This window comes from Mucilaginibacter antarcticus, from assembly GCF_042686155.1.
Lineage (GTDB): Bacteria > Bacteroidota > Bacteroidia > Sphingobacteriales > Sphingobacteriaceae > Mucilaginibacter > Mucilaginibacter antarcticus.
In genome coordinates this window covers 54,781-79,322 of sequence record NZ_JBHUON010000010.1, presented here as the reverse complement: position 1 = coordinate 79,322, position 24,542 = coordinate 54,781, and the positions used below count along the sequence as shown (strand labels likewise).

At 42.2% G+C, this 24,542-nt stretch carries 29 protein-coding genes; 11 read left to right on the top strand and 18 right to left on the bottom strand.

What is annotated here, in order from left to right; genetic code table 11:
* Positions 1-39: 39 nt before the first annotated feature.
* From ACFSYC_RS10240 to ACFSYC_RS10225, 4 genes are all read right to left on the bottom strand, one after another.
* A complete protein-coding gene (locus ACFSYC_RS10240) occupies positions 40-558 on the bottom strand; it encodes a DUF4251 domain-containing protein (protein WP_377126709.1) in 519 nt (172 codons plus the stop codon).
* A gap of 145 nt (positions 559-703) precedes the next feature.
* Positions 704-2,587 (bottom strand): molecular chaperone HtpG, encoded by a 1,884-nt coding sequence (gene htpG, locus ACFSYC_RS10235; protein WP_377126706.1) that lies wholly within the window; start codon positions 2,585-2,587, stop codon positions 704-706.
* 84 nt (positions 2,588-2,671) lie between these two features.
* Positions 2,672-3,193 (bottom strand): NADPH-dependent FMN reductase, encoded by a 522-nt coding sequence (locus tag ACFSYC_RS10230; RefSeq protein WP_377126703.1) that lies wholly within the window; start codon positions 3,191-3,193, stop codon positions 2,672-2,674.
* 74 nt (positions 3,194-3,267) lie between these two features.
* Positions 3,268-3,609, bottom strand: a complete 342-nt coding sequence (locus tag ACFSYC_RS10225; protein ID WP_377126700.1) for a hypothetical protein — start codon at positions 3,607-3,609, stop codon at positions 3,268-3,270.
* A 96-nt stretch (positions 3,610-3,705) separates the two neighbouring features.
* Between ACFSYC_RS10225 and ACFSYC_RS10220 the strand changes: the two genes are divergently transcribed.
* Both ACFSYC_RS10220 and ACFSYC_RS10215 read left to right on the top strand, forming a co-directional pair.
* Complete coding sequence (locus ACFSYC_RS10220) at positions 3,706-4,407, top strand: CoA transferase subunit A (protein ID WP_377126697.1); 702 nt, start codon at positions 3,706-3,708, stop codon at positions 4,405-4,407.
* Between the two features lie 89 nt (positions 4,408-4,496).
* Positions 4,497-5,156 (top strand): 3-oxoacid CoA-transferase subunit B, encoded by a 660-nt coding sequence (locus ACFSYC_RS10215; protein WP_377126694.1) that lies wholly within the window; start codon positions 4,497-4,499, stop codon positions 5,154-5,156.
* 100 nt (positions 5,157-5,256) lie between these two features.
* Here the strand turns inward: ACFSYC_RS10215 and ACFSYC_RS10210 are convergent, their stop codons facing one another.
* Genes ACFSYC_RS10210 through ACFSYC_RS10200 form a run of 3 tightly spaced genes read right to left on the bottom strand, consistent with a single transcriptional unit; the run spans position 5,257 to position 7,588 of the window.
* Positions 5,257-5,892 (bottom strand): uridine kinase family protein, encoded by a 636-nt coding sequence (locus ACFSYC_RS10210; RefSeq protein WP_377126692.1) that lies wholly within the window; start codon positions 5,890-5,892, stop codon positions 5,257-5,259.
* Positions 5,885-6,814 carry a LysM peptidoglycan-binding domain-containing protein gene (locus tag ACFSYC_RS10205; RefSeq protein ID WP_377126690.1) on the bottom strand — a complete coding sequence of 310 codons (930 nt, stop codon included), beginning with the start codon at positions 6,812-6,814 and terminating at the stop codon, positions 5,885-5,887. The genes ACFSYC_RS10210 and ACFSYC_RS10205 overlap by 8 nt, the downstream gene beginning before the upstream one ends.
* Positions 6,815-6,835: 21 nt before the next feature.
* Positions 6,836-7,588 (bottom strand): DUF4905 domain-containing protein, encoded by a 753-nt coding sequence (locus ACFSYC_RS10200; protein ID WP_377126687.1) that lies wholly within the window; start codon positions 7,586-7,588, stop codon positions 6,836-6,838.
* A 95-nt stretch (positions 7,589-7,683) separates the two neighbouring features.
* Between ACFSYC_RS10200 and ACFSYC_RS10195 the strand changes: the two genes are divergently transcribed.
* Positions 7,684-8,163 (top strand): Dps family protein, encoded by a 480-nt coding sequence (locus tag ACFSYC_RS10195; protein ID WP_377126684.1) that lies wholly within the window; start codon positions 7,684-7,686, stop codon positions 8,161-8,163.
* Between the two features lie 67 nt (positions 8,164-8,230).
* Here the strand turns inward: ACFSYC_RS10195 and ACFSYC_RS10190 are convergent, their stop codons facing one another.
* Together ACFSYC_RS10190 and ACFSYC_RS10185 are read right to left on the bottom strand one after the other, a co-directional pair.
* On the bottom strand, positions 8,231-9,700 hold the full coding sequence (locus ACFSYC_RS10190) for a hypothetical protein (protein WP_377126681.1): 1,470 nt from the start codon (positions 9,698-9,700) through the stop codon (positions 8,231-8,233).
* An 11-nt stretch (positions 9,701-9,711) separates the two neighbouring features.
* Positions 9,712-10,623, bottom strand: a complete 912-nt coding sequence (locus ACFSYC_RS10185) for a hypothetical protein (RefSeq protein WP_377126678.1) — start codon at positions 10,621-10,623, stop codon at positions 9,712-9,714.
* A gap of 136 nt (positions 10,624-10,759) precedes the next feature.
* Here ACFSYC_RS10185 and proS point away from each other — a divergent pair, with 136 nt between their 5' ends.
* The 4 genes from proS to ACFSYC_RS10165 all read left to right on the top strand — a co-directional run bounded on the left by proS (position 10,760) and on the right by ACFSYC_RS10165 (position 14,923).
* A complete protein-coding gene (gene proS / locus ACFSYC_RS10180; protein WP_377126675.1) occupies positions 10,760-12,232 on the top strand; it encodes a proline--tRNA ligase in 1,473 nt (490 codons plus the stop codon).
* A gap of 192 nt (positions 12,233-12,424) precedes the next feature.
* Positions 12,425-13,564: a cystathionine gamma-synthase gene (locus ACFSYC_RS10175; protein WP_377126672.1), complete on the top strand. Its 1,140-nt coding sequence runs from the start codon at positions 12,425-12,427 to the stop codon at positions 13,562-13,564.
* 66 nt (positions 13,565-13,630) lie between these two features.
* A complete protein-coding gene (locus ACFSYC_RS10170) occupies positions 13,631-14,452 on the top strand; it encodes a TIGR02757 family protein (RefSeq protein WP_377126669.1) in 822 nt (273 codons plus the stop codon).
* A 108-nt stretch (positions 14,453-14,560) separates the two neighbouring features.
* The gene (locus ACFSYC_RS10165; RefSeq protein WP_377126667.1) at positions 14,561-14,923 is read left to right on the top strand and encodes a DUF5655 domain-containing protein; all 363 of its coding nucleotides are present in this window, start codon (positions 14,561-14,563) and stop codon (positions 14,921-14,923) included.
* Between the two features lie 58 nt (positions 14,924-14,981).
* On the opposite strand, the gene ACFSYC_RS10160 is transcribed toward ACFSYC_RS10165, so the two are convergent.
* The 6 genes from ACFSYC_RS10160 to ACFSYC_RS10135 all read right to left on the bottom strand — a co-directional run bounded on the left by ACFSYC_RS10160 (position 14,982) and on the right by ACFSYC_RS10135 (position 19,470).
* On the bottom strand, positions 14,982-16,520 hold the full coding sequence (locus ACFSYC_RS10160) for a DUF4394 domain-containing protein (RefSeq protein ID WP_377126664.1): 1,539 nt from the start codon (positions 16,518-16,520) through the stop codon (positions 14,982-14,984).
* 66 nt (positions 16,521-16,586) lie between these two features.
* Entirely contained in the window at positions 16,587-16,916 is a 330-nt protein-coding gene (locus ACFSYC_RS10155) for a hypothetical protein (protein WP_377126661.1), read from the bottom strand.
* A gap of 98 nt (positions 16,917-17,014) precedes the next feature.
* The gene (locus ACFSYC_RS10150; RefSeq protein WP_377126658.1) at positions 17,015-17,743 is read right to left on the bottom strand and encodes a hypothetical protein; all 729 of its coding nucleotides are present in this window, start codon (positions 17,741-17,743) and stop codon (positions 17,015-17,017) included.
* Between the two features lie 76 nt (positions 17,744-17,819).
* Positions 17,820-18,410, bottom strand: a complete 591-nt coding sequence (locus ACFSYC_RS10145; RefSeq protein WP_377126655.1) for a hypothetical protein — start codon at positions 18,408-18,410, stop codon at positions 17,820-17,822.
* Positions 18,397-18,894 (bottom strand): RNA polymerase sigma factor, encoded by a 498-nt coding sequence (locus tag ACFSYC_RS10140; protein WP_377126652.1) that lies wholly within the window; start codon positions 18,892-18,894, stop codon positions 18,397-18,399. Before ACFSYC_RS10140 ends, ACFSYC_RS10145 begins: the two co-directional genes overlap by 14 nt.
* Positions 18,895-18,942: 48 nt before the next feature.
* Positions 18,943-19,470: a hypothetical protein gene (locus ACFSYC_RS10135; protein ID WP_377126649.1), complete on the bottom strand. Its 528-nt coding sequence runs from the start codon at positions 19,468-19,470 to the stop codon at positions 18,943-18,945.
* A gap of 137 nt (positions 19,471-19,607) precedes the next feature.
* Here ACFSYC_RS10135 and ACFSYC_RS10130 point away from each other — a divergent pair, with 137 nt between their 5' ends.
* From ACFSYC_RS10130 to rpmA, 4 genes are all read left to right on the top strand, one after another.
* Positions 19,608-21,005, top strand: coding sequence for a dicarboxylate/amino acid:cation symporter (locus ACFSYC_RS10130; protein ID WP_377126646.1), 1,398 nt, complete (start codon positions 19,608-19,610; stop codon positions 21,003-21,005).
* Between the two features lie 91 nt (positions 21,006-21,096).
* On the top strand, positions 21,097-21,603 hold the full coding sequence (locus tag ACFSYC_RS10125; RefSeq protein WP_377126643.1) for a hypothetical protein: 507 nt from the start codon (positions 21,097-21,099) through the stop codon (positions 21,601-21,603).
* 85 nt (positions 21,604-21,688) lie between these two features.
* Complete coding sequence (rplU, locus tag ACFSYC_RS10120) at positions 21,689-21,997, top strand: 50S ribosomal protein L21 (RefSeq protein ID WP_377126640.1); 309 nt, start codon at positions 21,689-21,691, stop codon at positions 21,995-21,997.
* 49 nt (positions 21,998-22,046) lie between these two features.
* Entirely contained in the window at positions 22,047-22,505 is a 459-nt protein-coding gene (gene rpmA, locus ACFSYC_RS10115) for a 50S ribosomal protein L27 (protein ID WP_377126637.1), read from the top strand.
* 100 nt (positions 22,506-22,605) lie between these two features.
* Here rpmA and ACFSYC_RS10110 read toward each other — a convergent pair whose 3' ends face one another.
* The 3 genes from ACFSYC_RS10110 to ACFSYC_RS10100 all read right to left on the bottom strand — a co-directional run bounded on the left by ACFSYC_RS10110 (position 22,606) and on the right by ACFSYC_RS10100 (position 24,525).
* Entirely contained in the window at positions 22,606-23,013 is a 408-nt protein-coding gene (locus ACFSYC_RS10110) for an energy transducer TonB (protein ID WP_377126634.1), read from the bottom strand.
* A gap of 64 nt (positions 23,014-23,077) precedes the next feature.
* The gene (locus ACFSYC_RS10105; protein ID WP_377126631.1) at positions 23,078-23,536 is read right to left on the bottom strand and encodes an energy transducer TonB; all 459 of its coding nucleotides are present in this window, start codon (positions 23,534-23,536) and stop codon (positions 23,078-23,080) included.
* Between the two features lie 14 nt (positions 23,537-23,550).
* Positions 23,551-24,525 carry a polyprenyl synthetase family protein gene (locus ACFSYC_RS10100; protein WP_377126628.1) on the bottom strand — a complete coding sequence of 325 codons (975 nt, stop codon included), beginning with the start codon at positions 24,523-24,525 and terminating at the stop codon, positions 23,551-23,553.
* Positions 24,526-24,542: the final 17 nt, after the last annotated feature.

Below are 24,542 nucleotides of genomic sequence, written 5' to 3'. Positions count from 1 at the left end.
GTTAACGCCGGCTTTTTTCATATATGGCTTTTACGAAGCTTATTTTTTTACTTCTTCCACATACCCGTTGAAGGTAATTGGTTGTCTGTGTAAAGAGGTTATGTACATGGTGGCGTAACCATCCTTGCCCACGTTAAGTTTCATTTGTTGAACATCGCTGTTGGTGTTCAGTTCTGTCCTTTTAGGTTTAATACTAATATCCCAACCGCCTTTTTTGTTGACAACCGAAGTGTAATCGTAATCTTTAGTATTTAGTTTAATGCCACCATCAGTACCCAAATTTCTGGGGGCGGCAAAAGCGCGTCCGAAATACGGAAGATAAACCTCTAGTTGGCCATTATTTACAGTAACATCATAATTAGCCGAGTTTAAGGGACCTGCAGCCATGCTCATTGGTATAGCGTAATTGGCCTTAAAAACATAATTATTTGAGGTAATGATGCGCTTAACTTCAGCCGCTTTGGTAGCTTTCTTATCAATTTTGGCCGCCTGGGCATAGCCCAAGTTTAAGCTTAACGCGCTAATGGCAGCAATGCAGAATAACTTTAAATTTTTCATAACATTTAGACTTTAAAAGGTTTAACAGGTTTAAGATGGATAAGTTTATTTGTTTCCATAAAGTTAAATAAGAATTTTATGCAAACTAAAAAAGCCACATACTGATAAGTCAGTATGTGGCTTTTACCCTATAAAAACTGACTTATTAGATCAGATTTACGCTGCGGTTGACAAACTCAGTCAACTCTGCACCGGTTAATAAACCTTGTGACAGTAAAGCCAGATCAAAGGCTTGTTTAGCAAGCTGGGCCTGCACTTCTTCGTTGTCATCTTGCAAAATTCGGCTTACTAGCTTATGGTTGCCGTTAATTACTACTTTGTAGTTATCAGGCATGCTGCCGTAAAAGCCCATTCCGCCACCCATGGCTGCCATATCTTTCATACGGCGCATAAACTCGTCCATGGTGACAGTAACAGGCAGCTCATCAGGGCTAAGGCTTTCCAGTTCAACCTTGTAAGCCGGCTTGTTAATGGCTTTATCAAATATGGCCTTAACTTTTGTCGCCTGCTCTTCGGTTAATACATGCTCCGGCGCGTCTTCTTTTTTAATCAGCTTATCGGCAACATCAGCATCAACACGCTTTAGCGAAGTTTTCTCCAGCTTGTTTTCGATGTGGGTTACAAAATGCGTATCAATAGGCGAGTCCATCAACAATACATCATAACCTTTACGGTTAGCAGACTGGATAAATGCGTCTTGTTTTGATGGATCGTTAGTGTAAATATAAGTCAGTTGACCGTCCTTGTCGGTTTGTAGTGGTTCAACTTTGGTTTTGTACTCATCTAACGTAAAGTTTTTCTTGTCAGTGTTGGTTAATAATACAAAGTCTTTTGCTTTATCATAAAACTTGTCCTCGCTCACCATACCGTATTTTACGAACAGGCCAATGTCGCCCCATTTTTGTTCGTAACCTTCGCGGTCGTTTTTAAATAGTTCTGCCAGTTTATCAGCCACTTTTTTGGTGATATAGCTGTTTATCTTTTTAACATTGCTATCAGCCTGTAAAAAGCTGCGCGACACGTTAAGCGGGATATCCGGTGAATCAATAACACCATGTAGCAGCATTAAGAACTCAGGTACAATGTCCTTCACCTCGTCAGTAATAAATACCTGTCTTGAGAATAACTTGATCTTGTTTCGTTGTACCTCAAAGTCCTTTTTCAGCTTAGGGAAATATAATACACCGGTTAAGTTAAATGGATAGTCAACATTTAGATGGATCCAAAATAATGGATCTTCGCTAAACGGGTAAAGTTGTTTGTAAAAGTCAAGGTAATCCTCATCTTTAAGTTCAGATGGCGCCTTAGTCCAGATTGGGTTCGTTTCGTTGATAATATTATCAACTTCGATGCTATTGTATTTAGGCTTTCCTTCTTCGTCAACGCCGTCTTCAACGGATTCGGTAGTAGTACCAAACTTAATTGGTACGGGTAAGAAACGGCAATATTTATCAAGGATTTCTTGTAAACGGCTTTTGCTCAAAAACTCTTCAGAGTCCTTGTTAATATGCAGGGTTATTTCGGTACCACGCTCAGCCAGGCTGCCTTCGCTGATCTCGAACTCTGTACTGCCGTCACACGTCCAATGTGCTGGCTGGGCGCCCTCCTGGTAAGATAATGTTTCAATCTCTACCTTATCGGCAACCATAAACGCCGAATAGAAACCTAAACCAAAACGCCCGATGATTTCATTGGCGTCTTTAGCTTCTTTAAACTTCTCCATAAACTCAGTGGCACCGCTAAATGCTATCTGGTTAATGTATTTTTTGATCTCGTCGGCAGTCATACCCAAACCATTGTCAGATATGGTGATGGTTTTAGCAGCTTCATCAAAAGCAACTTCAACACGCAAATCGCCAAGCTCGCCGTTGTATTGGCCTAAAGAAGCAAGGCGTTTTATTTTCTGGGTTGCGTCAACCGAGTTTGATACCAGCTCGCGCAAAAATATCTCGGTATCAGAGTACAGGAATTTCTTGATTATCGGGAAAATGTTCTCGGTGTGAATCGAAATGGTTCCTTTTTCTTGCATAATGCTATTATTGATGTTAGTGATTGTTTATGTAACAACCCTGCACATCAATGAGCGTTCCAAAGGGGGGTAATTGTCAAATTGTCATATCGCTTTTAAAAAGCAAGACAGTACACCCTGCAAATTTTTCAGGGTTTCCTCATCTTTTATATGACCATCAGGACCGAATTTAGCGCGGATAAATTGAATAAGTAAAGTAGCATCGTCAATAACGTTTGCAGATAAAGCGCCCAGCGTAAGCAGGAGCGAAGCATGTGCATGCTCGCCACCCAGAGACGCAGTAATCAATGCCACTGGTTTATCAACCAAAGTGCTGCTTGATACCAGCCAATCCAACATGTTTTTTAATGAGCCGGGCACGCCGAAAGCGTATTCGGGTGTGCAGATAATGAAGCCGTCGGCCTTGATAAGTGATTGGCGCAATAATGCCACAGCGGCAGGTGGGGTGTCGGTATCTAATCCCGGATCAAAAGCTGGAATATCAATCAAGCCATTATAAAAGGTATAATTAACATCAGCTGGCAACTGTGAACTCAGAAATTCAAGGATTGCATGGTTGGATGATCCTTGGCGCAGACTGCCTGATATAGCTATGATAGTTTTCATATAACGCCGCAATTTATCAAATTGGACGTTAATATGTAAGGATGAGTTTTACCCATCCCTAGGCTTTTTTCAGCCTACCCGTCGCTATCTGTGGTCCCTTCGTTATAGTTCTGATCTTCACCGGGTTTAAAATTGTTACTTTCTGTATGCTCTTCGCTGGGCTCGGTGCGTCTAAAGTATTCGTTGCGATAGCCTGCGTTCTGCGATGGGTTATTTTTGTCATCGCCGGCGGGCGTAGTGTTATTCTCCCCGAAACTGTGGCCGCCCATAGGCTGGCCTTCCCTTACAGGATTGGCCTGATCTGCAGGTTCCGTACCCTCGGCTTCATCATCGTTATCAACACGGTACGCATTTGGTTTATCTAAAGCAGACTGGCTATCAGGCGTGCCTTGTAAATCATCATCTGGGTGTAACATAATCGTTTTTCAATGGTTATAATATAGTAATGCGTGGCCCGCTAAAATTGTTTTTGTGCGCCCGCATTTAGTAAGTTTACCTAAGCAATTAAGTCGATGAATAAAGTATTTAGCAATGCCGACGAAGCCATAGCCGATATTAAGGATGGCGCTACGCTGCTGCTGGGCGGTTTTGGCTTATGCGGATTGCCGGAGAACTGCATCGCCGCCCTGGTTAAAAAGAACCCCAGAAATCTTACCTGTATATCCAACAATGCTGGCGTTGATGATTTTGGCATAGGCTTAATGCTTAAACAGCGACAGGTTAACAAAATGATTGCATCGTACGTAGGCGAGAATGCCGAATTTGAAAGCCAACTATTAAGCGGCGAACTGGAAGTTGAACTGATACCTCAGGGCACACTTGCAACACGTTGCATGGCAGCCGGCTATGGGATGCCGGCTATTTTTACCCCCGCGGGGGTGGGCACAGAGGTAGCCTTAGGGAAGGAAGTAAGAAATTTCAACGGGAAAGATTACCTGATGGAGTTAGCCTTTGATGCCGACTTTGCCATCGTAAAAGCCTGGAAAGGCGATAGCATGGGCAACCTTATTTATAGGGCAACTGCCCGCAACTTTAACCCGGTTATGGCCATGGCAGGAAAAATCACTATTGCTGAAGTTGACGAACTGGTAAAGCCGGGTGAACTCGATCCGGATCATGTCCATACGCCCGGCATTTATGTGCATAGGATATTTCAGGGTGTAAATTATGAGAAAAGGATAGAGCAGCGGACAGTACGAATAAAAAGCCAATAAACCACCTGTCGCATCAGGAGCAAGCCTCCGCCTAGGACTTACGAGTTACAGATGCTTCACTATAGCTCAGGATGACAAAAAAGTAATGTATGTTAGACAAAATCGGAATAGCAAAACGTATTGCTAAAGAAATAAAAGACGGTTACTATGTTAATCTGGGCATTGGTATCCCTACGCTGGTAGCCAATTACATTCCTGAACATATGGACGTGGTGCTGCAATCAGAAAACGGGTTACTGGGCATGGGGCCGTTCCCGTTTGAAGGTGAGGAGGATGCCGATCTGATCAATGCGGGTAAGCAAACCATTACCATGTTGCCCGGATCGGCCATATTTGATTCGGCCATGAGTTTTGGGATGATTAGGGCGCGAAAAGTCAACCTTACTATTTTAGGCGCTATGGAGGTTTCAGAGAACGGAGATATTGCCAACTGGAAAATTCCTGGTAAAATGGTGAAGGGTATGGGCGGCGCTATGGACCTGGTAGCATCTGCCGAAAACATTATCGTAGCTATGCAGCACGTTAACAAGGCCGGTGAATCAAAGCTGTTGCCTCAATGTAGCTTACCGCTAACAGGTGTGCATTGTGTTAAAAAGATAGTAACAGAACTAGCTGTGCTCGACGTTTTGCCCAATGGCGGCTTTAAGCTTTTAGAGCGCGCGCCGGGTGTGTCCGTTGCAGAAATCATCCGGGCAACTGCGGGTAAATTAATTATCGAGGGCCTGGTGCCAGAAATGGAGATCACTTAACATAAATGTGGAAGTGTACCCCAGAGCATCATCGAAAATTGGCCGAGGGCCGACCCGCAATGGCTTTAGGAGCTAACTATGACAGGACACGCTGTTTATCTTAGCTAAATAATTTCTCTCTTAACTCAATCGAGATCTCATCCGTTATTCCCTGGATATTATCGGCAGTATTGGTGTTGTTAATGATAACCCTATGACAACCGTCTCTGTAGGGTAACAAAAACTCATTATAAGCCGGCACAACGTGGTTTGACCACTTAAACATCACATCATCATGCGAATAGCCACGCTCCAGCAGATCGCGTTTAAGGCGGCGTTGCAAGGCCACACTTTCATCGGCTTCTAAAAATATTTTCAAATCTAATAACCCGCCTATTGCTTCAAAGTGAAATATAAATAAGCCTTCGATAATTAATATCGGTGCCGGTTTTATCTCCAGCATCTTGGGCTCTATATTAGGATTGTTAAAAGTGTATTCTTTTTTATAGATGGTCTCGCCGGCAATCAGCTTGTTTATGTCGCTTTCAAACTGTGTGTTGTCAATAGTAGCAGGCTTATCAAAATCATAATGCTTATTTTCCTCGGGCGTCATGTTTTGCGCTACCGGGAAATAATAATCATCCTGCGATACCAGGCAAACCTCGTCAGAAGAAAAATGGTCTAAAAAACGCTTCAAAAAAAAAGTTTTGCCAGAGCCGCTGCCACCAGCTATACCAATAATATATGGTTTATTCATTTGGACTGCCGTAGCTGATGTTTACGTGGATACGTTTGTCTATAGCGCCAATTGATTCGGCAACGTTTTTGGTCATGATCAATATCACATCCTTATTTGCTTCATTTTCGGTAAAACGGCCAACAACTTTAGCAAATGATGTACGGTTAGTCATCGGGTTAGTTATTTTTATCACAGTACCAATAGGCGCAATACGGTGTAGCACTAATTTTTTAGAGGGGTCAAGGCTGGTATCCTCTATCCAGGTGGCCACACCTTTTTCGTTCTTTTCAAACAAGCCAAATTTGCCCGCATTTATAATCTTACGCTCGGCGCTATCCAAACCATTTACATAGGGTGAGTCGCGTTTAACTGCAGTATTATCAGCAACAGCTATTGGAGCAGGGGCAGGAATATCAGCCGAATTAGTTTTTACCTGAATAATTTGCCCAGGAGAAAGAGCGGTACTGGTAAGCTTGTTTAACTTGGTGATATCCTCTACTGTAGTGTTAAAACGTTTAGCAATAGCATACAGCGTTTCGCCGGCGGATACTTTATATTGTTGAGTGATGGTTTGTGGATTAGTTTGCGTAGGCTGTTGCACAGGTTGCTGTACCGGTTGGGTTGCAGGTTGTGTTACAACCGGCTTTGGTTGCTGCGCGATGGCTGGTTTTGTAGTCTCTACAAAAGAGCGCTCGGTTGGCACTTTTACAATATCGCCGATTTTTAATGCTTTATTATTGTTAAACTTCTGAATATCAGCCGGTTTTATGCCGTAGCGACGGCTTAAAGCGAAGTAGGTTTCCTTAGGATCTAATTTATGAAGAATGACTTTTTTACCCTCGTTATTCTCAATTCCAACAGAATCAACTAAAGGGGTAGCGGCAATAAGCGATGTAGAGGTGAGTAGACACGTTAAGAATAGTAGTGGGTTTAATTTCATAATATACTCTTATTCAGAAATTTACAGTGGTAAAACCTTTAATTCTGACTTGTTTTTTATATAAATGAGCCAGTTTTTATACAGGATAAACGACTCCGGTTGCATTTTTTGTATATCCTCATTTAATAAATCTTCATAAACAACAGCTTCGTCATCCAACACATAAATGTGTTGTTTTAGTCGCCCTGCTGTAGCGGTGTGCAAAGATACAATTCTAAATTTATTGTGCTCAAGGTAATGCGTAATGTCTAAATGAGGGTCTACTGCTAGGGGCAGATTTAACACAGTAGCCTCTGCAAGCTGTGGGTAAGCTAGCGGAGTTTCTATTTCGGTATCAATGCTTTCCTCAAACTTGTGCAAGTAAGCGCCTGTTGCAATACCCGCTACAAATAATTTTTTTGGTTGCAGCTGCATATTGAAAACCACAGGTCCGTTTACGGACAAATGATCAAAACCATAACTATAATTGCTCCACATTACCTGCTCATTTGAACCAACAGCAGTAAGGCCCTTGTGCGCAGGGCTATTTTCTGACTGATAGTTGTGTATCAACAAAATATCGTTGTAAACTGCTTCAATACCTGCTAGCCAACGTTCAGGCATGATGTACTGATCAAGTTTTGTTACCCCGGCTTGTAAGCCGATAGACGTGAATGAAACTTGCCGGTCAGATGATCTTACCTCAAGAAAAATGGTATCACTGAAGCTGTCTATTTCCAATCGCCAGATGATGCCGTTTAACTGTTTGCTGATAGTTGGTAATAGCATGGTCATAAAGGCTACAAAGATGCTATTAAAATTAAATTAGTGGTAAGTTTGTGTAACATAATCTGTCATCCATTGTTAAACCAACACAACCATTTGTTACTATGAATGCTAAAGAAATAAGCCTGAAAGAAGGCGCTGTAAAACCCGTTGTAGATCATTTAAATGATTTACTGGCTAATTATCACATCCACTATCAAAAATTAAGAGGCTGCCATTGGAATGTTAAAGGCACCAGTTTTTTTACCCTGCACGTTAAGTTTGAAGAACTATATACAGCGGCGCTGGTAACCATTGACGAATTGGCCGAACGTATTTTAACTTTAGGTAAAGCTCCATTAAGCACATTTGAAGATTACATAAAAATATCAACAATAAAAGAGATCAATACCATAGGTTTGAAAGATACCGATATGGTGAAAGCTTTAATTGCTGATATGGCCCAACTGATTGCTATGGAGCGAGAGCTTTTGGAAATTACCGACAAAGCAGGCGACGATGGCACCAATGACATGGTGAACCGTTTTATGCAATTTAAAGAGAAAAATACCTGGATGTTACGCTCGTTTGTTAACGAGGACTAATCTGGTAATCTTGATAAAACGACAAAGGCCACGAGAATATCGTGGCCTTTGTCGTTTTATATGGCAGTTAATATCTAAAGCCAACGGTTAAAAAGAAATTGTTGTTACGCTGGTTGATATTGGCAACAGGTGAGTTTTCGCGAATATCATAAAAAAGCTCATTTCTTGAACCTGTTACACGCATGTAAGCTGCATCAGCATACAAGCCACCAACACGTACGCCCAAACCGCCTGTTAAGGTTTTGGTATCGAAACCACCCACTTGCAAAGGGCTTGGCTGCAGGCTGTAACCCGCCCGTAATGATACAAACTTAGCAATCTTAGCTTCAGCACCGCCACGCAAGTTGACAACGGAACAGTAGTTTTTTTTAATAATATCCAAATCAAAGCCGTTGTTATAATATTCGTTACTGCTGATGTTTGTGCTTTTGTAACCAACATATTCTACATCGCCGGTGATAAAACCAAATTGACCAATAAATACCGACATACCGCCCGACGCTTTATAAGGGGTACGGAGATTATAAGTGGTTGGATATTCCGTACCGTCTTCGAAAATGCCTCCGCCATTGTACGATGTATTTAGCGTTTCGCCAAAGGTGTCATCCAGCGTTAAAAATGCGGGTGACGTAATAGTAGCACCCAAGCGTAAATATTCCATTACTTTGTATATTACACCTAACTTGGCACTAAAACCTTCACCTTTAGTTTCCTGCATTTGGCTGTAGAGCGAATTAAAGCTGCGGTCAACCGCGCCACCCGTAGCCGGTAGGGTAGCTTTACCCGTTTCGTTAAATGTTTTTTGCGATTTAAATCGCAAACTGGCAATGCTCACATTTAAGCCCAGGTAAAGCTTATTGTTATAATTTGTACCCGCCGAAAAGTCTAACGCGGTTTGTCCTCCGGATCTGTTGATATACCCCGTTTGATTTACACCAGGATATGAATTTGGGGCAAAGGAATTGTTGGTTGATGTGCCATAGCGGCTTATCAACTGTTGCTGAAAAGCCCAATCCTGGAGTGTGCCATTATCGACGCCTTCTTTATTAGCCAGGTTAGCATAATAATTATTGATAGTATTAGTATTGTTTAAGGCGTTGGTATTTACACGCTCGTCAAAATTATTGGTGCGGCTATAAGCTACACCATAGTTCAGACTAACAAAGCCTTCGGTTTTATTTTGACCACGTGGCGTGTTTAAACGGGTATAAAATACCGCGCCAAACTGGCTCAAGTTAGGGGTGCCCTTTGTTGCTGTTTGTTGTTTACCCAGATAGGTTGCATCACTAGTGTGATTATCAAACTCGCCGGTAAGGCTAAATTCTGATTGTGTGAAATAACCAAGACCGGCGGGGTTACTGCTAATAGAGCTTAAATCGCCTCCAACAGCTGTACCTGCGTTGCCAATGCCCTTTAAGCGAGATGTCGTGCCGTTTTGAAAGCCGGAAAAACGGATAGCATCCCGTGCAAATTGGGCAAAGGTTGAGTTGCTAACTGCCACAAAGGCAATTAAAAAAAGTGTATATTTTAATTTCATAGTGCGATGTGTTAAGGCCTAACTGGTCTGCCGCCGCCGCCGCTGCTGCTACTGCTGCCAGATGAGCTACCGCCACCGCTACTTTGGCTTGGTGGTGCCGCACGCTCCACAGTTGGGGGTGGGGTATAAGTCCTCGGGGCTTCAGTCATAGGGCGTACTGCCTGGTTATTAGTGGGGTTGCGGTTGGTGCCGGATGGCGTTACCTGACTGGTAGTATTAGAGTTTGGCCTGCCGGGGTAAACTGTGTTGCTACTAAGTGGACGGCTGTTAGGATAAACTGAACTTACAGAACCACGGCTAAAACTTAAACCGTTTTGTATTGCAGAGGCTGCGCTGCCACCAGTACCACCGCGGGTAAACGCAAGCCCGCCAGCGTTTGACGCGTTGCCTACGATAACACCACCAACTGAAGGGTAGGTTTTTATCCGGCTGCGGGTGCTTACACCGCCACCACCTATAAAGCTTGAAAAAATGTTTCCGTAACCGTAGTTACCAACACCCCAATAGCTGCCGTAACCAAAATCATAGGCCGAATAAACCCCCATATCATAGTAAGGCGAGTAAGCATAGTCATATACAGGGGCTTGGTTTACACCGCCGAAGCCATAGCTATAAGTATTGGCGTAATATGGGTTGTAATCGTAGTAATAATCGTAATCGTATGCGAAAGGTGACGAATAGCTGAAACGGTTTATGCGGGTTTGATAATCCCCATAATAGTAGTAATCGTCATTACGGGTATTGGTATTGTTTGCCTGCGTATACATTGACGAATTATCGTACGTATCGCCGGCCTGCGCTTTAGTATAATATACGTCGTCGCCCGCGTATGATGTTTTTGCAAGCTTACTAAGCTCAGAGCAGGAACTCAATGCTACCGCACTGATCAAAATGGTAATTCCCTTTAGCAGGTTCCTTTTCATTTTAGGTTGATTTGATTATATTATTGGACTAATATCAGGCACGTTGGTTTAATTGGCGTGCTAATAAATATAAATTTATAAATTTGACCACAAAACTAAGTAAATAAACAGTCAAAATCTATTCCATAAAATCAAAATGAGCAAAGGCGTTATTAGTAAAGATGAAGATTATTCGCAATGGTATAACGATCTGGTTATAAAGGCTGACATGGCCGAGTATTCGCCGGTTAGGGGTTGTATGATAATTAAGCCATACGGTTATTCAATCTGGGAGAAAATGCAGGCTGTTTTAGACAAAATGTTTAAAGAAACAGGTCACAGTAACGCCTACTTCCCGTTATTGATACCCAAGTCGTTTTTCTCAAAAGAAGCCAGCCATGTTGAAGGCTTTGCCAAAGAGTGCGCCGTGGTTACGCATTATCGCCTTAAAAATGACGGCGAAGGCAACATCATAGTTGATGAAGAAGCTAAGCTGGAAGAAGAACTAATCATCCGCCCAACATCAGAAACTATTATTTGGAACACTTATCGCGGCTGGATACAATCATATCGTGATTTGCCTATTTTGGTTAACCAATGGGCAAACGTAATGCGGTGGGAAATGCGTACCCGTTTGTTTTTACGCACCAGCGAGTTTTTATGGCAGGAGGGCCACACTGCCCACGCAACTGCCGAAGAAGCGATAGCAGAAACCGAGCAAATGCTAGGTGTATATGCTGATTTTGCCGAAAACTTTATGGCATTGCCAGTTGTGCAGGGCCGCAAAACCGCTAACGAGCGTTTTGCAGGTGCTTTAGATACCTATTGCATTGAAGCTTTAATGCAAGATGGTAAAGCCTTGCAAGCAGGTACTTCGCACTTTTTAGGGCAAAATTTTGCCAAGGCGTTTGATGTTAAATTTACTACTAGAGAAAATAAACAAGATTACGTTTGGGCTACCTCTTGGGGCGTTTCCACCCGTTTAATAGGTGCGCTTATCATGGCACACTCTGACGATGCGGGTTTGGTACTACCTCCAAAATTGGCACCGATACAGGTTGTTGTAGTGCCCATCTATAAGCATGACGAAGAGCTGGAAAACATCACTGCGTATGTTAATGAGCTATCTAAAGCGTTGAAAGGTAAAGATATATCAGTTAAGTTTGATAAACGCGACACGCATCGCCCGGGCGCTAAGTTTGCAGAGTACGAATTAAAAGGTGTTCCGGTACGCGTTGCCATAGGTAGCCGTGATATGCAAAACGGAACAGTTGAGTTGGCTCGTCGTGATACTAAAACTAAGGAAACGGTTAACCAGGAAGGATTGGCAGATCATATAGAAAAATTGTTAGAAGAAATTCAAACAAACATCTATAGTAAAGCTGCAAACTTCCGCACCGAAAATACAACCGAAGTTGACACTTATGACGAGTTTAAGCGTCTGCTAGACGAAAAACCTGGATTCCTATCGGCACATTGGGATGGCACATCCGAGACAGAACAACGAATAAAAGACGAAACTAAAGCGACAATACGTTGTATTCCTTTAGATAATAAGCAAGAAGAGGGCAAGTGTATTGTCACTGGTAACCCAAGCACGCAGAGAGTACTGTTTGCAAGGGCATATTAGCTATCGATAACCTTATTCTACTCGTCATTGCGAGGAACGAAGCAATCTCTATGCATGCTAATCAAAGTGCAATATCTTTGCGGCGGGTTCAGAGACCAATTTTAGAATTCTGCATAGCGAATGTCCTATGTAGAGATTGCTTCGTTCCTCGCAATGACGCTTTTAGTTTGTCTGTAAATTAAAAAGCACACTATGAAATTCGCCACAAAAGCAATACACGCGGGTCAGGAGCCTGATCCATCAACCGGCGCGGTGATGACGCCGATATACCAGACGTCTACGTATTGGCAAAGGTCGCCGGGCGATCACCAGGGATTTGAGTATTCGCGTGGTACAAACCCTACCCGTAAAGCGTTAGAAGCTTGTTTGGCTGCTTTAGAAAATGCTAAGTATGGTTTGGCTTTTTCGAGCGGTATGGGCGCTACCGACGCAGTAATGAAACTGCTTTTGCCGGGCGACGAAGTCATCACCGGTAATGATCTGTACGGAGGCTCGTACCGTATGTTCACTAAGATATTTGCTAACTACGGTATCAAATTCCATTTTATTGATCTTTCCAATCCCGAAAATATACGGGAATATATCAACGGTAATACCAAACTCATCTGGTTAGAAACACCAACCAACCCAACCATGCAGATAGTGGATATTGCCGCTGTTGCCGACATTGGTAAAGAGAAAGGTTTGCTGACAGTTGTTGATAATACTTTTGCGTCCCCATATTTACAAAACCCGATTGATTTGGGTGCCGATGTGGTAATGCACTCGGTTACCAAATACATAGGCGGCCACAGTGATGTCGTAATGGGTGCTTTAATGTTAAACGACGAGGACCTCTATAAACGTCTTTGGTTCATTTATAACTCCTGCGGTGCTACACCGGGGCCTATGGATAGCTTTTTGGTGCTACGCGGCATTAAAACGCTTCACCTGCGGATGAAAGCGCATTGTGAGAATGGCCGCATTATAGCTGAATTTTTGAAAACTCACCCTAAGGTTGACAAGATCTACTGGCCGGGCTTTACAGATCATCCAAACCACGAAGTTGCCAAAAAGCAGATGCGCGATTTTGGTGGGATGATATCTATTACCTTGAAAGCTGCCGATTTAAAAGAGACTTTCCGAATAGCAAGTTCATTTAAAGTCTTTTCGCTCGCAGAATCATTAGGTGGTGTAGAATCATTGATCAATCACCCCGTTACCATGACACATGCTTCTATTCCAAAAGAAGCCCGCGAAGCGGTTGGCGTAGTTGATAACCTGCTGCGTTTAAGCGTAGGAGTGGAGGATGTGGATGATTTGCTGGAGGATTTAATACAAGCGTTAGCTTAAGTAGCCCGAGCACTTGTAGCAGCACTTAACATTACTACTACAGCAACTGCCATTGCAACTAATATAATGATTGAAAACCTTCGCGCTTTCCTCGATGCCAAAGTAGCTCAATACAACCAGCCTGGCTTTATAGCGAATGATCCTATTGGTATCCCGCATTTGTTCACTAAAAAGCAGGATATCGAGATCATGGGGTTTTGGGCGGCTACCTTAGCCTGGGGGCAGCGGGTTACTATTATTAATAAATGCAAAGAACTCATCGCTTTAATGGATGGCGCGCCCTATGATTTCATCATGAATCATGAGGCCATCGACTTAAAGAAACTTTTGCATTTTAAGCATCGAACCTTTAATGATATTGATACGCTATATTTTATCGCTTTTTTTAGATATCACTATGAAAACCATCAATCTTTAGAGGACGCGTTCATCCCCGATAAAACTGTCATTCTGAGCGATAGCGAAGAATCTGCCGGTGAGCCTGCCGAACGATGTCTAAATCATTTCAGAAAATACTTTTTTTCGATGCCTGATTTTCCGCATCGTACAAAAAAACACGTTTCGTCGCCGGCGCAAAAATCTACCTGTAAGCGCCTGAATATGTTTATGCGTTGGATGGTGCGCAAGGATGATAAGGAGGTAGACTTTGGTATCTGGAACCAGATTAAGCCGGCTGATCTTATTATGCCCTGTGATTTGCACGTAGACCGTGTGGCGCGTAAACTAAATCTTATTACCCGTAAACAAACCGACTGGCAAACGGCTACTGAGCTTACCCAACGCCTGCGCGAATTTGATCCGACAGATCCGGTAAAATATGATTTCGCTTTATTTGGCTTGGGGATAGAAGAGCGCTGGGGTGCTAATGAAATTATCTCGATATTGTAATTAACCGGCCAAAATAGGCCTGTTATGCTGAGGGCCCCGAAGCATGCATGTTATGGTTTCGTACTTACCTTTAGAAAATTTAGAAGGATAGCTTTACTATTTATTTCAATGGAACACAATCATCAAATAGCCCATTTCCTCGCCGGTAAATCACCGCATACATTGATGCTGTTTCACCATTTTATCAATGAGTTTGAAAAGATAGGCGAGATCACCATCGAACCCACTAAAACCATGATTGGGATATCGAATGCCAACAAACGCATTGCCTGGGTAACACAATTAGGCAAGAATTTTATTCATGTTGTTTTTCCGTTCAGGCAGGCTTATCATGATAATATGTGTTTCCAAAAAATAGGGCCGGTGCCCGGGCAGTCACAGTTTAACCACCACTTAAGGGTACTTGACACAGAGGATATCAATGAAGAGGTATTAAGGTTTATGCAGATAGCATATGAGCAGGAAAAATAAATAAGGCCCTGTTCAAATGATCAGGGCCTTATTTATAAAGGTAGTATAGGGTGGGAAATTAGAATCCTAAACCTAAAGCAAATGCTTTAAATGTGCCGGTAAGTGTTGCGCCTGCAGTAGCCGCACCGGTGGTAAGGTTAATAGTATATACCTTTGTTACGCCACCTACAGTTAATAGCGCATAAGCGGTACCGCTGGTGCCGCCAATGTCAAAACCATTAGTTGCAGTAGCAGTAACACCAAGCGAACCTACCTCTACAAGGGTGCCTGTGTTTGGTGGGTCTTGTTTATATAATTTGTTGGTTTGAGTGTCAATATCAAATAAAGTAGTGGTTGTAGCGCCAGCAAAGCTATTGGTATAAGCTGCTGCGGTAATAGACGGTGTTCCCGGTGATAAAGCACCATCAATAAAGGCTATAGTACCGTCGGTAGGTACAACACGCAGGTTTTGGCCGGTATTGCTAACAATCCGAATCCTGTCAACCGTAGGGTTAAAATCAAAGCCGAAGTCGGTACCTGTAAGTAAGGTAGCAAATGGAGCCGCGCCAACTGCAGTAGCCGCGCCGGTAGAAGTGTTAAACACATATATTCTGCTGCTGCTACCTAAACCATACAACTGGCCTGTAGCCGGACGGAAATCCAGGCCAAGGATAGTTTCGCCAGCAACAACACCGCTGATCGCTTTAGCAACCGACGTGCCTGTCATGGGGTTAAACACAACCAATTCGTTAGCGCTGCTAACAGCGTAAGCCACAGGCTCGGTTGGGATAGCTAAACCAATAATGTTACCGCTAAAATCGTTTTTAATTCGGGTAGCTTTGCCTGTGTTAAGGTCTATTGTATATAAATTGGTTACACCAGCTTTTTTCAAGCTCGCAAACGCTACTCCAGACGGGCTGATGTCAAAATCAGCAGCTTGCTGGATATCGAAGCCAATACTGCCAACCTCAACCAATTTCCCATCGTTTGGTGGGTCTTGCTTGTACAATTTATCGTTGTTAATGTCTATAACATATAGGATAGTTGCGCTTGCACCAGCACGATTTTGTGTGTATGCTGCAGATGTAACGCCAGGGTTTGTTACGCCGTTTATTACACCGTCTACTGCGGCTGTAGCGCCGGTTTCAGGGTGTAGACGCAGGTTTTGGCCATTTGACGTTACTAAGCGAATACGATCAACCGTCGGGTTGAAATCAAAGCCTAAAACATTACTGCCTATTACCGGTGTAAAAGGGCCGGTACCTACAATACGCGCGGCACCGGTAGTAGTATTAATAGTATAAATAGAGCTTGTGGTACTAACACCATATAGTTGGCCGGTAGCCGGGCGGAAATCAATAGCCAAAATAGTCTCGCCCGAAGCTAAGCCCGTAATGGCGATAGGAGTGGTAGCAGCGGGGTTTTGTGCGTTGAAGCTTAATAATTGATTGGTGGATGATAACGCAAATAGCGATACGTTAGGTCCTGCTATGCTTTCGTCTATAGGCGCTATAGGGCCAAGTGGGTTGTCGTTGTTTTTTGAACACGATGATATTACTAGGGTACCAGCCGCGCAAAACATGCCCAGCTTAAATAAATAGGTGTTAATTGTTTTCATAATAGATTTGTTAATTGATTATAAGTAAATTGATGCGTATAAAGGCGATGGATTAACTGTAAAAAGTTAAGTAAGATCTGGCGGCGGAGTAGGTATCCGTTGATGACAAGCTATGCAATAGCTTATAGCATAGCTGAAAGGATGGTTAACGGCACTGATTAATAAAACCCGATGTTCAAAAGCTTGCACTAGCGTCGCGGCGAACGTTTCCTTGCTATCTTCTGATGCTGCTTTCTTATCTTCGTTAAGGTCCGCTTTTTGAGTTGACACCACTTCCTTCTTAAATTCAACCGCCCTAACTACCACCGTCATAGTTTTAAGCCCGACAATAGAAATTATCAGCAACGTCGTTAAGATGCGTGAAGCAGGAAAGATCTTGTAAAAAAAGGTGATCATTTTGTATCTAACAGCAGTTGTTTGGAGTAGATACGTAAAAGGTTTTTATTCGGATGTTTGTTTTTAGCCTATTATAGCTGAGGGGAATATATTAACTATCAGTCATTTAATAACGGCTCTTCACGCTCAGATTCGTGCTTCAAATCGTCATAGTTAAATGATGCTATCCAACTTTCTTCGAGCGTGCTGTAAAGTATTAAAGCCTTTACGGCAAGATTATCATTTTTAGCGTCGTGAATATCGGCATCCCAAATGATGGCTTTTAAGCCGTGATAAAGTCTGACTTTTTTCTTGCCATTTTTGTACACGGCACCTTTGGTAGGTAGCTTAATGCCGCCGCCGCAACGATTATTGAAATCAACTTTTAAAATCAACGCTTCTTTAGCTTTTGGACTCAATATACGCTCCCGAAGATATATTATTAAGCTTCCTGCAGCCATGGTGGCCATACTGCTAAGCCAAAGCCAATATCCAACAAGGTAGTTGGTAATTTCTGCGCTGCGACCTGGGGTGATATCGGTGATATCTTTAAACAGCATAAATGAGGCAGCAATGGCCAATGCTATTGAGCTGAAAATTACCGCTTTTTTTGGTTGCTTGCTCAGTAGCGCCCATGCCGCCCACAACAGTGGGTTAGCGTACCACGTTAACCCGGCAATACTCATTATGCCCCCTATAGCTCCAAGGGCAACAATTGATAATCCATTCCAATGCCCGCCACAAGCCATGCTGGTGCAATAACACTCTTGTGTTAAAGCGGCAAGGTATAGGGCCATGCTTAGTACAAGTGTTATGCGTACAATAGGATTGTAAGGGGTGCTTTTCATTTGTTATACAACACCCCAAAATATAAAGAAATGGCGAGCATCATATAACAATCTAAAAAAATTACAGAGGGCATTATTAGTCGAATTGATTTTGCAGGCGCTCCAATCTCTCAATCATATCACTGATCTTGCTTTGTTCGTTTTTGACAAAACGATTTTTAAGGTAGAAGGTGCAAAACAAAAACCAGAGGGCCCCACTACCATAAACTATGCCTTTAAATAAGATCGTAGAGTTTTGTAATACCTCGTACAAATACAACACCAGGCCGGCACTTAATAAAATAACATAAAGGTAAAACAACCAGCCGTACAGTTCGGCGCGGCTTTTTTGATATTCTTTAAGGCTTTGTAGATATTCGGTAGGGTTAATGGTAATGTCTTGCTTGCTGATAAGGCGATAATCCCGCAGCATAACAAAGCTGTACAACAACAGGGTGATAAGTAATATAACAATACCGATGTAGGTTAACAAGGATGTAAAAACGAAAAATAGCATTGCTGCTAGCAGTCCAATAAACGAAGTAAACATAATGGCAACGCCCCAAAGTAGTTTTTGGCTGATGCTGCTCATACCTTTATTTACCTGTTTCAGCACATCATCAACTGAAAGCTGATCCTTGTTTGGCTGCTCTTGCCAAACCGACATTAAATGATCAAAGTCTTTCATACTGATTATATAATTCTGTCAACTTCTGTTTTATGCGGTGAATTTTAACCCGCAAATTACCTTCAGATATGCCCGATATATCGGCAATCTCGTTGTATGGTAATTCATCAAGCACCATAGTTATGATAATTCTTTCAGATTCTTCTAATTTGGATATACATTTATACAATAGGGCTACCTTTTCATTTTTGTCAGACACCTCTTCCATTGTCGATTCGGCAATGTCTGGGGTAAGTTCATCCTTGGCCTGGCGTTTTTCTGATCTTAGATAAGTTAAACAGGTATTAACCGCTATACGGTAAATCCATGTTGATATCATAGCCTGGTTTCTAAACTTATCCAGGTTTTGCCATACTTTTAAAAATGTTTCCTGTAAAAGGTCGTTCGCAGCGTCATCATCCCCGGTATAACCATAGCACAAATGAAATATCTTTTTTGAATTAGCTTCAAAAATTTGTTTAAAGACAATTTCCTTATCGGCCACAGTTTAAGTTTTGTTGTTTGGGTTTTAGATGCAAAGATAACTGCTTTGTTACAACAAATAGCTATCCTTATCAAACCAGCTTAAATTTTTGCCGGCATCGTTTAGCATAGCATTGTAATCAGTAATAAAATCGTATTGCAGATCCTCGTGTAATTTACCAATAGCAGTACGTGTCTTTTCGACCTGCCTTACCAATATCGTGCGTAAAGGTTTGTAAGACGTGCGCCTGTCGGCATACTGAATGTAGCCGGTGCAAAAGTTTATCAACAATTCTGTCTCAGCTTCTTTTGATGCCATAAACTTGATATACTTGCCAAGTAGCCGCAATATCTTTCGCAGATATTTCGCAGCTTCATAACTGCGCACGGGCATTTGGCTAAACATAAAGCCGGCTTCGGCCTTTACTTTTTCAATAAATGCCGGGCTGTTATCTGCTTCAAATATCAGGTAGGCTAATAGTTCTTTATTCTCTTTTTTATGACGTGCCAAACGCAGGCACAGCTCCGTAATTTGCTGGCCCGATAGGTGCTGCAGCTCTTTTTTTATATCCTGTAAGCCATAAACGGCGGTAGTCATGGGCGTAAATTTATATTTTTAGCAAAATAGTAAATAGTTGTAGCTTCGCATCCTATATTTAACGCTTAAATGTTAAAGAGCTTCCGCTAAATATATTACGCTTTTAACAGTTACCAGTTTTTAAAGAATCTGTATACATGACAAAAAATAAACTGACGCTCTACATTTTCATTGCGCTTATTTTTGGCGTTGTGGTTGGCTACATCTACAACGTAAGTGTTGTTGCGCCCTATAATAACAAAATTAGTGCCGCCGAAACCGCCATAAAAGTTATCGACAATAAACTTATAAAACTAACCGATACCTCGGCGACCGCTTTTAAAGAACTAAAAGCCGAGCGTGTAACCCAGGCTAAGATCCGTAAAGAGAACGATGTACTGCGCGAGAGCGACGTGCAATACTTCACCATATTGAGCGACATATTTTTACGACTGATAAAAATGATTGTTGCGCCCCTGGTATTCACTACGCTGGTAGTTGGCGTAGCTAAGGTGGGCGATATTAAGGCGGTAGGGCGTATTGGCGGCAAAACTCTGCTCTGGTTTTTGAGTGCTACACTAGTATCGCTATTGTTGGGTATGGTGTTGGTTAACTTGTTCCAGCCCGGCAGCAATATGAACCTGATGCTGCCTGATAGTCATTTAGGTACGGATATCCAGAAAACCGCTCTTTCGCTTAAAGACTTTATCAGCCACGTTTTCCCAAAAAGTATCTTCGAGGCGATGTCTAATAATGAGATATTGCAGATTGTGGTGTTTGCCCTCTTCTTTGGTGTTGCTACGGCATCAATCGGCCCTAAAGGCGAAATTGTCGTAGTGGCATTTGATGCCATTGCCCATGTTATTTTAAAAATAACCGGCTATGTAATGCGTTTAGCCCCGTTCGCGGTTTTTGGCGCCATTGCGGCTATAGTAGCCAAGCAGGGCATAGGCATTCTCTCAACATATGCTTTATTTATAGGCGAATTTTATTTTTCGCTCTTTGTGTTGTGGATGGTTATTATTGCCGCAGGATTCTTTGTATTGAAAGGCCGTGCGTTCAAGTTAGTCGGCAGCATTAAAGATGCCATGCTAATAGCTTTTGGCACCTCAACCAGCGAGGCCGCCTACCCACGGGTATTGATTGAAATGGAGCGTTTTGGCTGCAGCAACAAAATCGTAAGCTTCGTTTTGCCATTGGGATACTCGTTTAACCTGGATGGTTCCATGATGTATATGACATTCGCTTCGTTGTTTTTGGCGCAGTCGTATGGTATACACTTATCCTTTGCGCAGCAGCTAACCATGTTGCTAACGCTTATGCTCACCAGTAAAGGTATAGCCGGGGTGCCCCGTGCATCATTAGTGGTTATAGCCGGTACTATTGCCATGTTTAATATCCCCGAAGCGGGTTTAGCTTTATTAATAGGAATAGATCCGTTATTGGATATGGGCCGCTCTGCAACCAACGTTTTAGGCAATGCAATGGCAACAGCAGTTGTCAGTAAATGGGAGGGAGAGTTGACCGACGGCAACCAGGTAGCGATTAATGAGTAGTACCGGTTTTATGAATTTATGGCTAAAAGTCGACAAATAATCGCTTAATAATTACGTAATTCGCAACCTGATAAATCAATAATCAAACTGCATGGTTTTAACTAAGGGGAAGAGAATATTTTTAGGGTTAAGCATTGTTTTGCCATTTCTGTTTTATTGCATCTATTATTACGGTATGATGCTAAAGAACGCGCCCTATAAATATGCCGAATTCGAGTCGCTTAGCATTCAATACGGCGAACGCGATAAACTGGTTAACACATACAATTCGGCCACTTCTCAATATGAATACCTGGATCGCAAGGACTCACTGGTGAAAAAGAAGCTTCAGCTTTCTGATGCTGACCTGCTTTATTTGCACCGCAAGGCTGCTGATCTGGGTTTTTGGGATTTTCCTGTTAACGAAACGGGGGATAGCGTTACCACAGGTGCCAAACCACCGCGTTATATCATCGAATATAAATATCAACGTAAATCAAAGAAAGTGACTTACGATGCCAATTTTGTTGGCAACCAGCGTTTGGTTGACGCCAACCAGCGCCTGGTAAAAGAGATATTAAAAGTGCTGGCCAGGGCAGAGGCTGCGCAAGAGAAATAATAGATGCGTTACATATTGTATTTTAAAATACAATTATCTATATTTGCACCTCGAAAAATTAATAAAAAACAATAATTAACAAACCATGTACGCAATAGTAAGTATAGCAGGACAGCAATTTAAAGTTGCTAAAGACCAGCAGATCTTTGTACACAGATTACAAGGAGAAGAGGGCGCTAGTATTGAATTTGACAGTGTGTTGTTAGCAGAAAACGAAGGTAGCTTCAAATTAGGTTCTGATTTGAGTGGCGCTAAAGTATCAGCTAAGATCTTGTCTCATTTAAAAGGTGATAAAGTAATCGTTTTCAAAAAGAAAAGAAGAAAAGGTTACAAAAAGAAAAACGGTCACCGTCAGCAATTCACCAAGATCCAGATCACTGGTATAGTTTTATAATCAGTTTTTTAAAACGATTTGGTTTATCCGGATCATAAAAATATAAGAAATGGCACACAAAAAAGGGGCCGGTAGTTCAAGAAACGGCCGCGAATCACATAGCAAGCGTTTAGGTATCAAAATATTTGGTGGTCAACCGGCAATTGCAGGTAACATCATTGTACGTCAACGTGGTACCAAACACAACCCAGGCCTAAACGTAGGTTTAGGTAAAGATCATACTTTATTTGCTTTAGCAGCAGGCGAGGTGGTTTTCAAAAAGAAAGCAGACAACCGTTCATACGTTTCTGTAATTCCTTTTGCAACTGCACCTGTAGCAGAAGATGCTGCACCGGCACCTAAAGCTAAGGCTGCGGCTAAACCCGCACCGGTTGCTGAAGTTGCTCCTGAGGTTGTAGCAGAAACTGCAGCTCCGGCTGAAGAAGAAGCACCTAAAGCAAAGAAAGCTGCTGCTCCAAAAAAGAAAGCTGCTGATGCTGAAGAAGCAGAAGCTCCTGCAGCTGAGTAATCTTAAAAATAACTAAATAAAAAGCCGTTCCGGATATTCCGGAACGGCTTTTTTGTTTAGTTAGAATTAGGGTAGTTTGTTATGAATCTACTACTTATAACTATTTTGACTTAAAACTTATAGTAGCTGTAGCAGCGCAGTCAATCAGCTTTCCATTCTTTTTAGCGGGAACCCATTTAGCGCTACGTTTTAAAATTCTGATAGCTTCCTGGTCTAAATCTTCTGCCAGGCTTTTGGCAACCTTAATGTCAGATAGTGTTCCGTCGGTATTAACCAAAAAACTTAATTCCACATCGCCTTGTATGTTGTTTTGGCGAGAGGTCGCCGGGTATTTTTGTGTCACAGAAACAAACTTAATGAACTTGTCTTTACCACCAGGGAAAGCTGGTTGCCTTTCAATGTTTGAGGCGTCGTAAGTAGTGGTGTCTTTTGATAGGGTAACCTTGGTTTGTGCTTTTAAGCCAAACGGAGCGATCAAAACAAATAGTAATAGCAGATAATTTTTCATTGTCGTTTTTATAGATGTCTTACAGATAACTACAAAAAATGGGCCGCTTTGGTTCATCCCATTGCTAATTTACTGACTCCTTAGCCAATTTTTGAAAGGAAATAGGGATAGCACATCGCGTTCTAACTATCTTGCCGTCGTTAAAACCCGGCTTCCATTTAGGCATCAACTTTATAACTCTTAAAGCTTCAGATTTAGCGCTATCTGAAAAGCTACGTACAATATCGACATTAGTTACACTGCCGTCTCTTTCAATTACAAAAACTGCAATAACGCGGCCGATTTTGCTGCCTTTTTTTAAGTTTTTCTTAAAAAAAGCTTCCATAGCACTATGGCCACCGGCATATTCTGGGTACTTATCAACCTTGTCATAAATATCATTTGGCGCTACATAAAGAAGGTTTTTAACGACAGATTTTTGAGGTTGTTCTACAATAACCGGGACTTCAGACTTTGCCTGCGCAAAGCTTTGGGCAGCATAATTACATGCTACCAATATGATGAAGATTTTTAGGTTTTTCATAACCTAAAGCTACCTTAATATTCTCTCACCATCAAACTATCCGCAAAATCGCGCAGGTATTGCTTGTTTTCTTCGGGAAGGTTAATTTTTTCAAGGGCATCAAATGCTTTATCCGCATATTGGTGCATAGTAGTTTCGGCGTACTGCTTTACCTGTACAGCATTGTAAATACCGGTAACTGCTTCTACTTTTTTCTGATTATCAAATTCGGTAATGGCTATCCATTTGTTTAGTTCGGTTTTTTGCGTAGCGTCGGCCAGTTCTAAAGCTTTAATAAGTAAGTATGTCTTTTTATTAGCTATGATATCGCCACCAACCTGCTTGCCAAATTTCTCTGGCGAGCCATAAACGTCAAGCATATCATCCTGTAGCTGAAAAGCCAGACCGAGGTTTTCACCAAACTCGGCTACCAGATCAGCGTCTTTCATATCGGCGCCACCCAAAATAGAGCCTATTTTTAAAGCGCCGCCTAATACTACAGCAGTTTTGAGGCGTATCATGTAAATGTATTCATCAATCTTTACATCGTCACGCACCTCAAAATCCATATCCAGCTGTTGGCCCTCGCAAACACCTACAGCCGTATTGTTAAATATATCAAGGATAACCCGCAGAAATCTATCTTCGACCTGCATCATGAGCTTGTAACCCTCAATCAACATTACATCGCCGGATAGGATAGCAGCATTTTGGTTCCACTTTTCATGCACGGTTGTACGGCCGCGGCGAAGCGGGGCTTTGTCCATAATGTCATCATGCATCAACGTGAAGTTATGAAACACTTCTATCGCCAATGCAGGTGGCATGGCTTTTTCAACATTACCACCAAACAGGTCGCAAGCCATTAATAGCAGGGCAGGGCGCATGCGTTTTCCGCCCATGCTTAATATATAAAATATTGGGTCGTATAACTCGGCCGGATAATCCGGGTATTTTAATTCAGTAACCGCTTTGTCAATCAGTAATTGCAGATCTTGTAGTTCTCTCATGCTTATTCCTTGCAGTC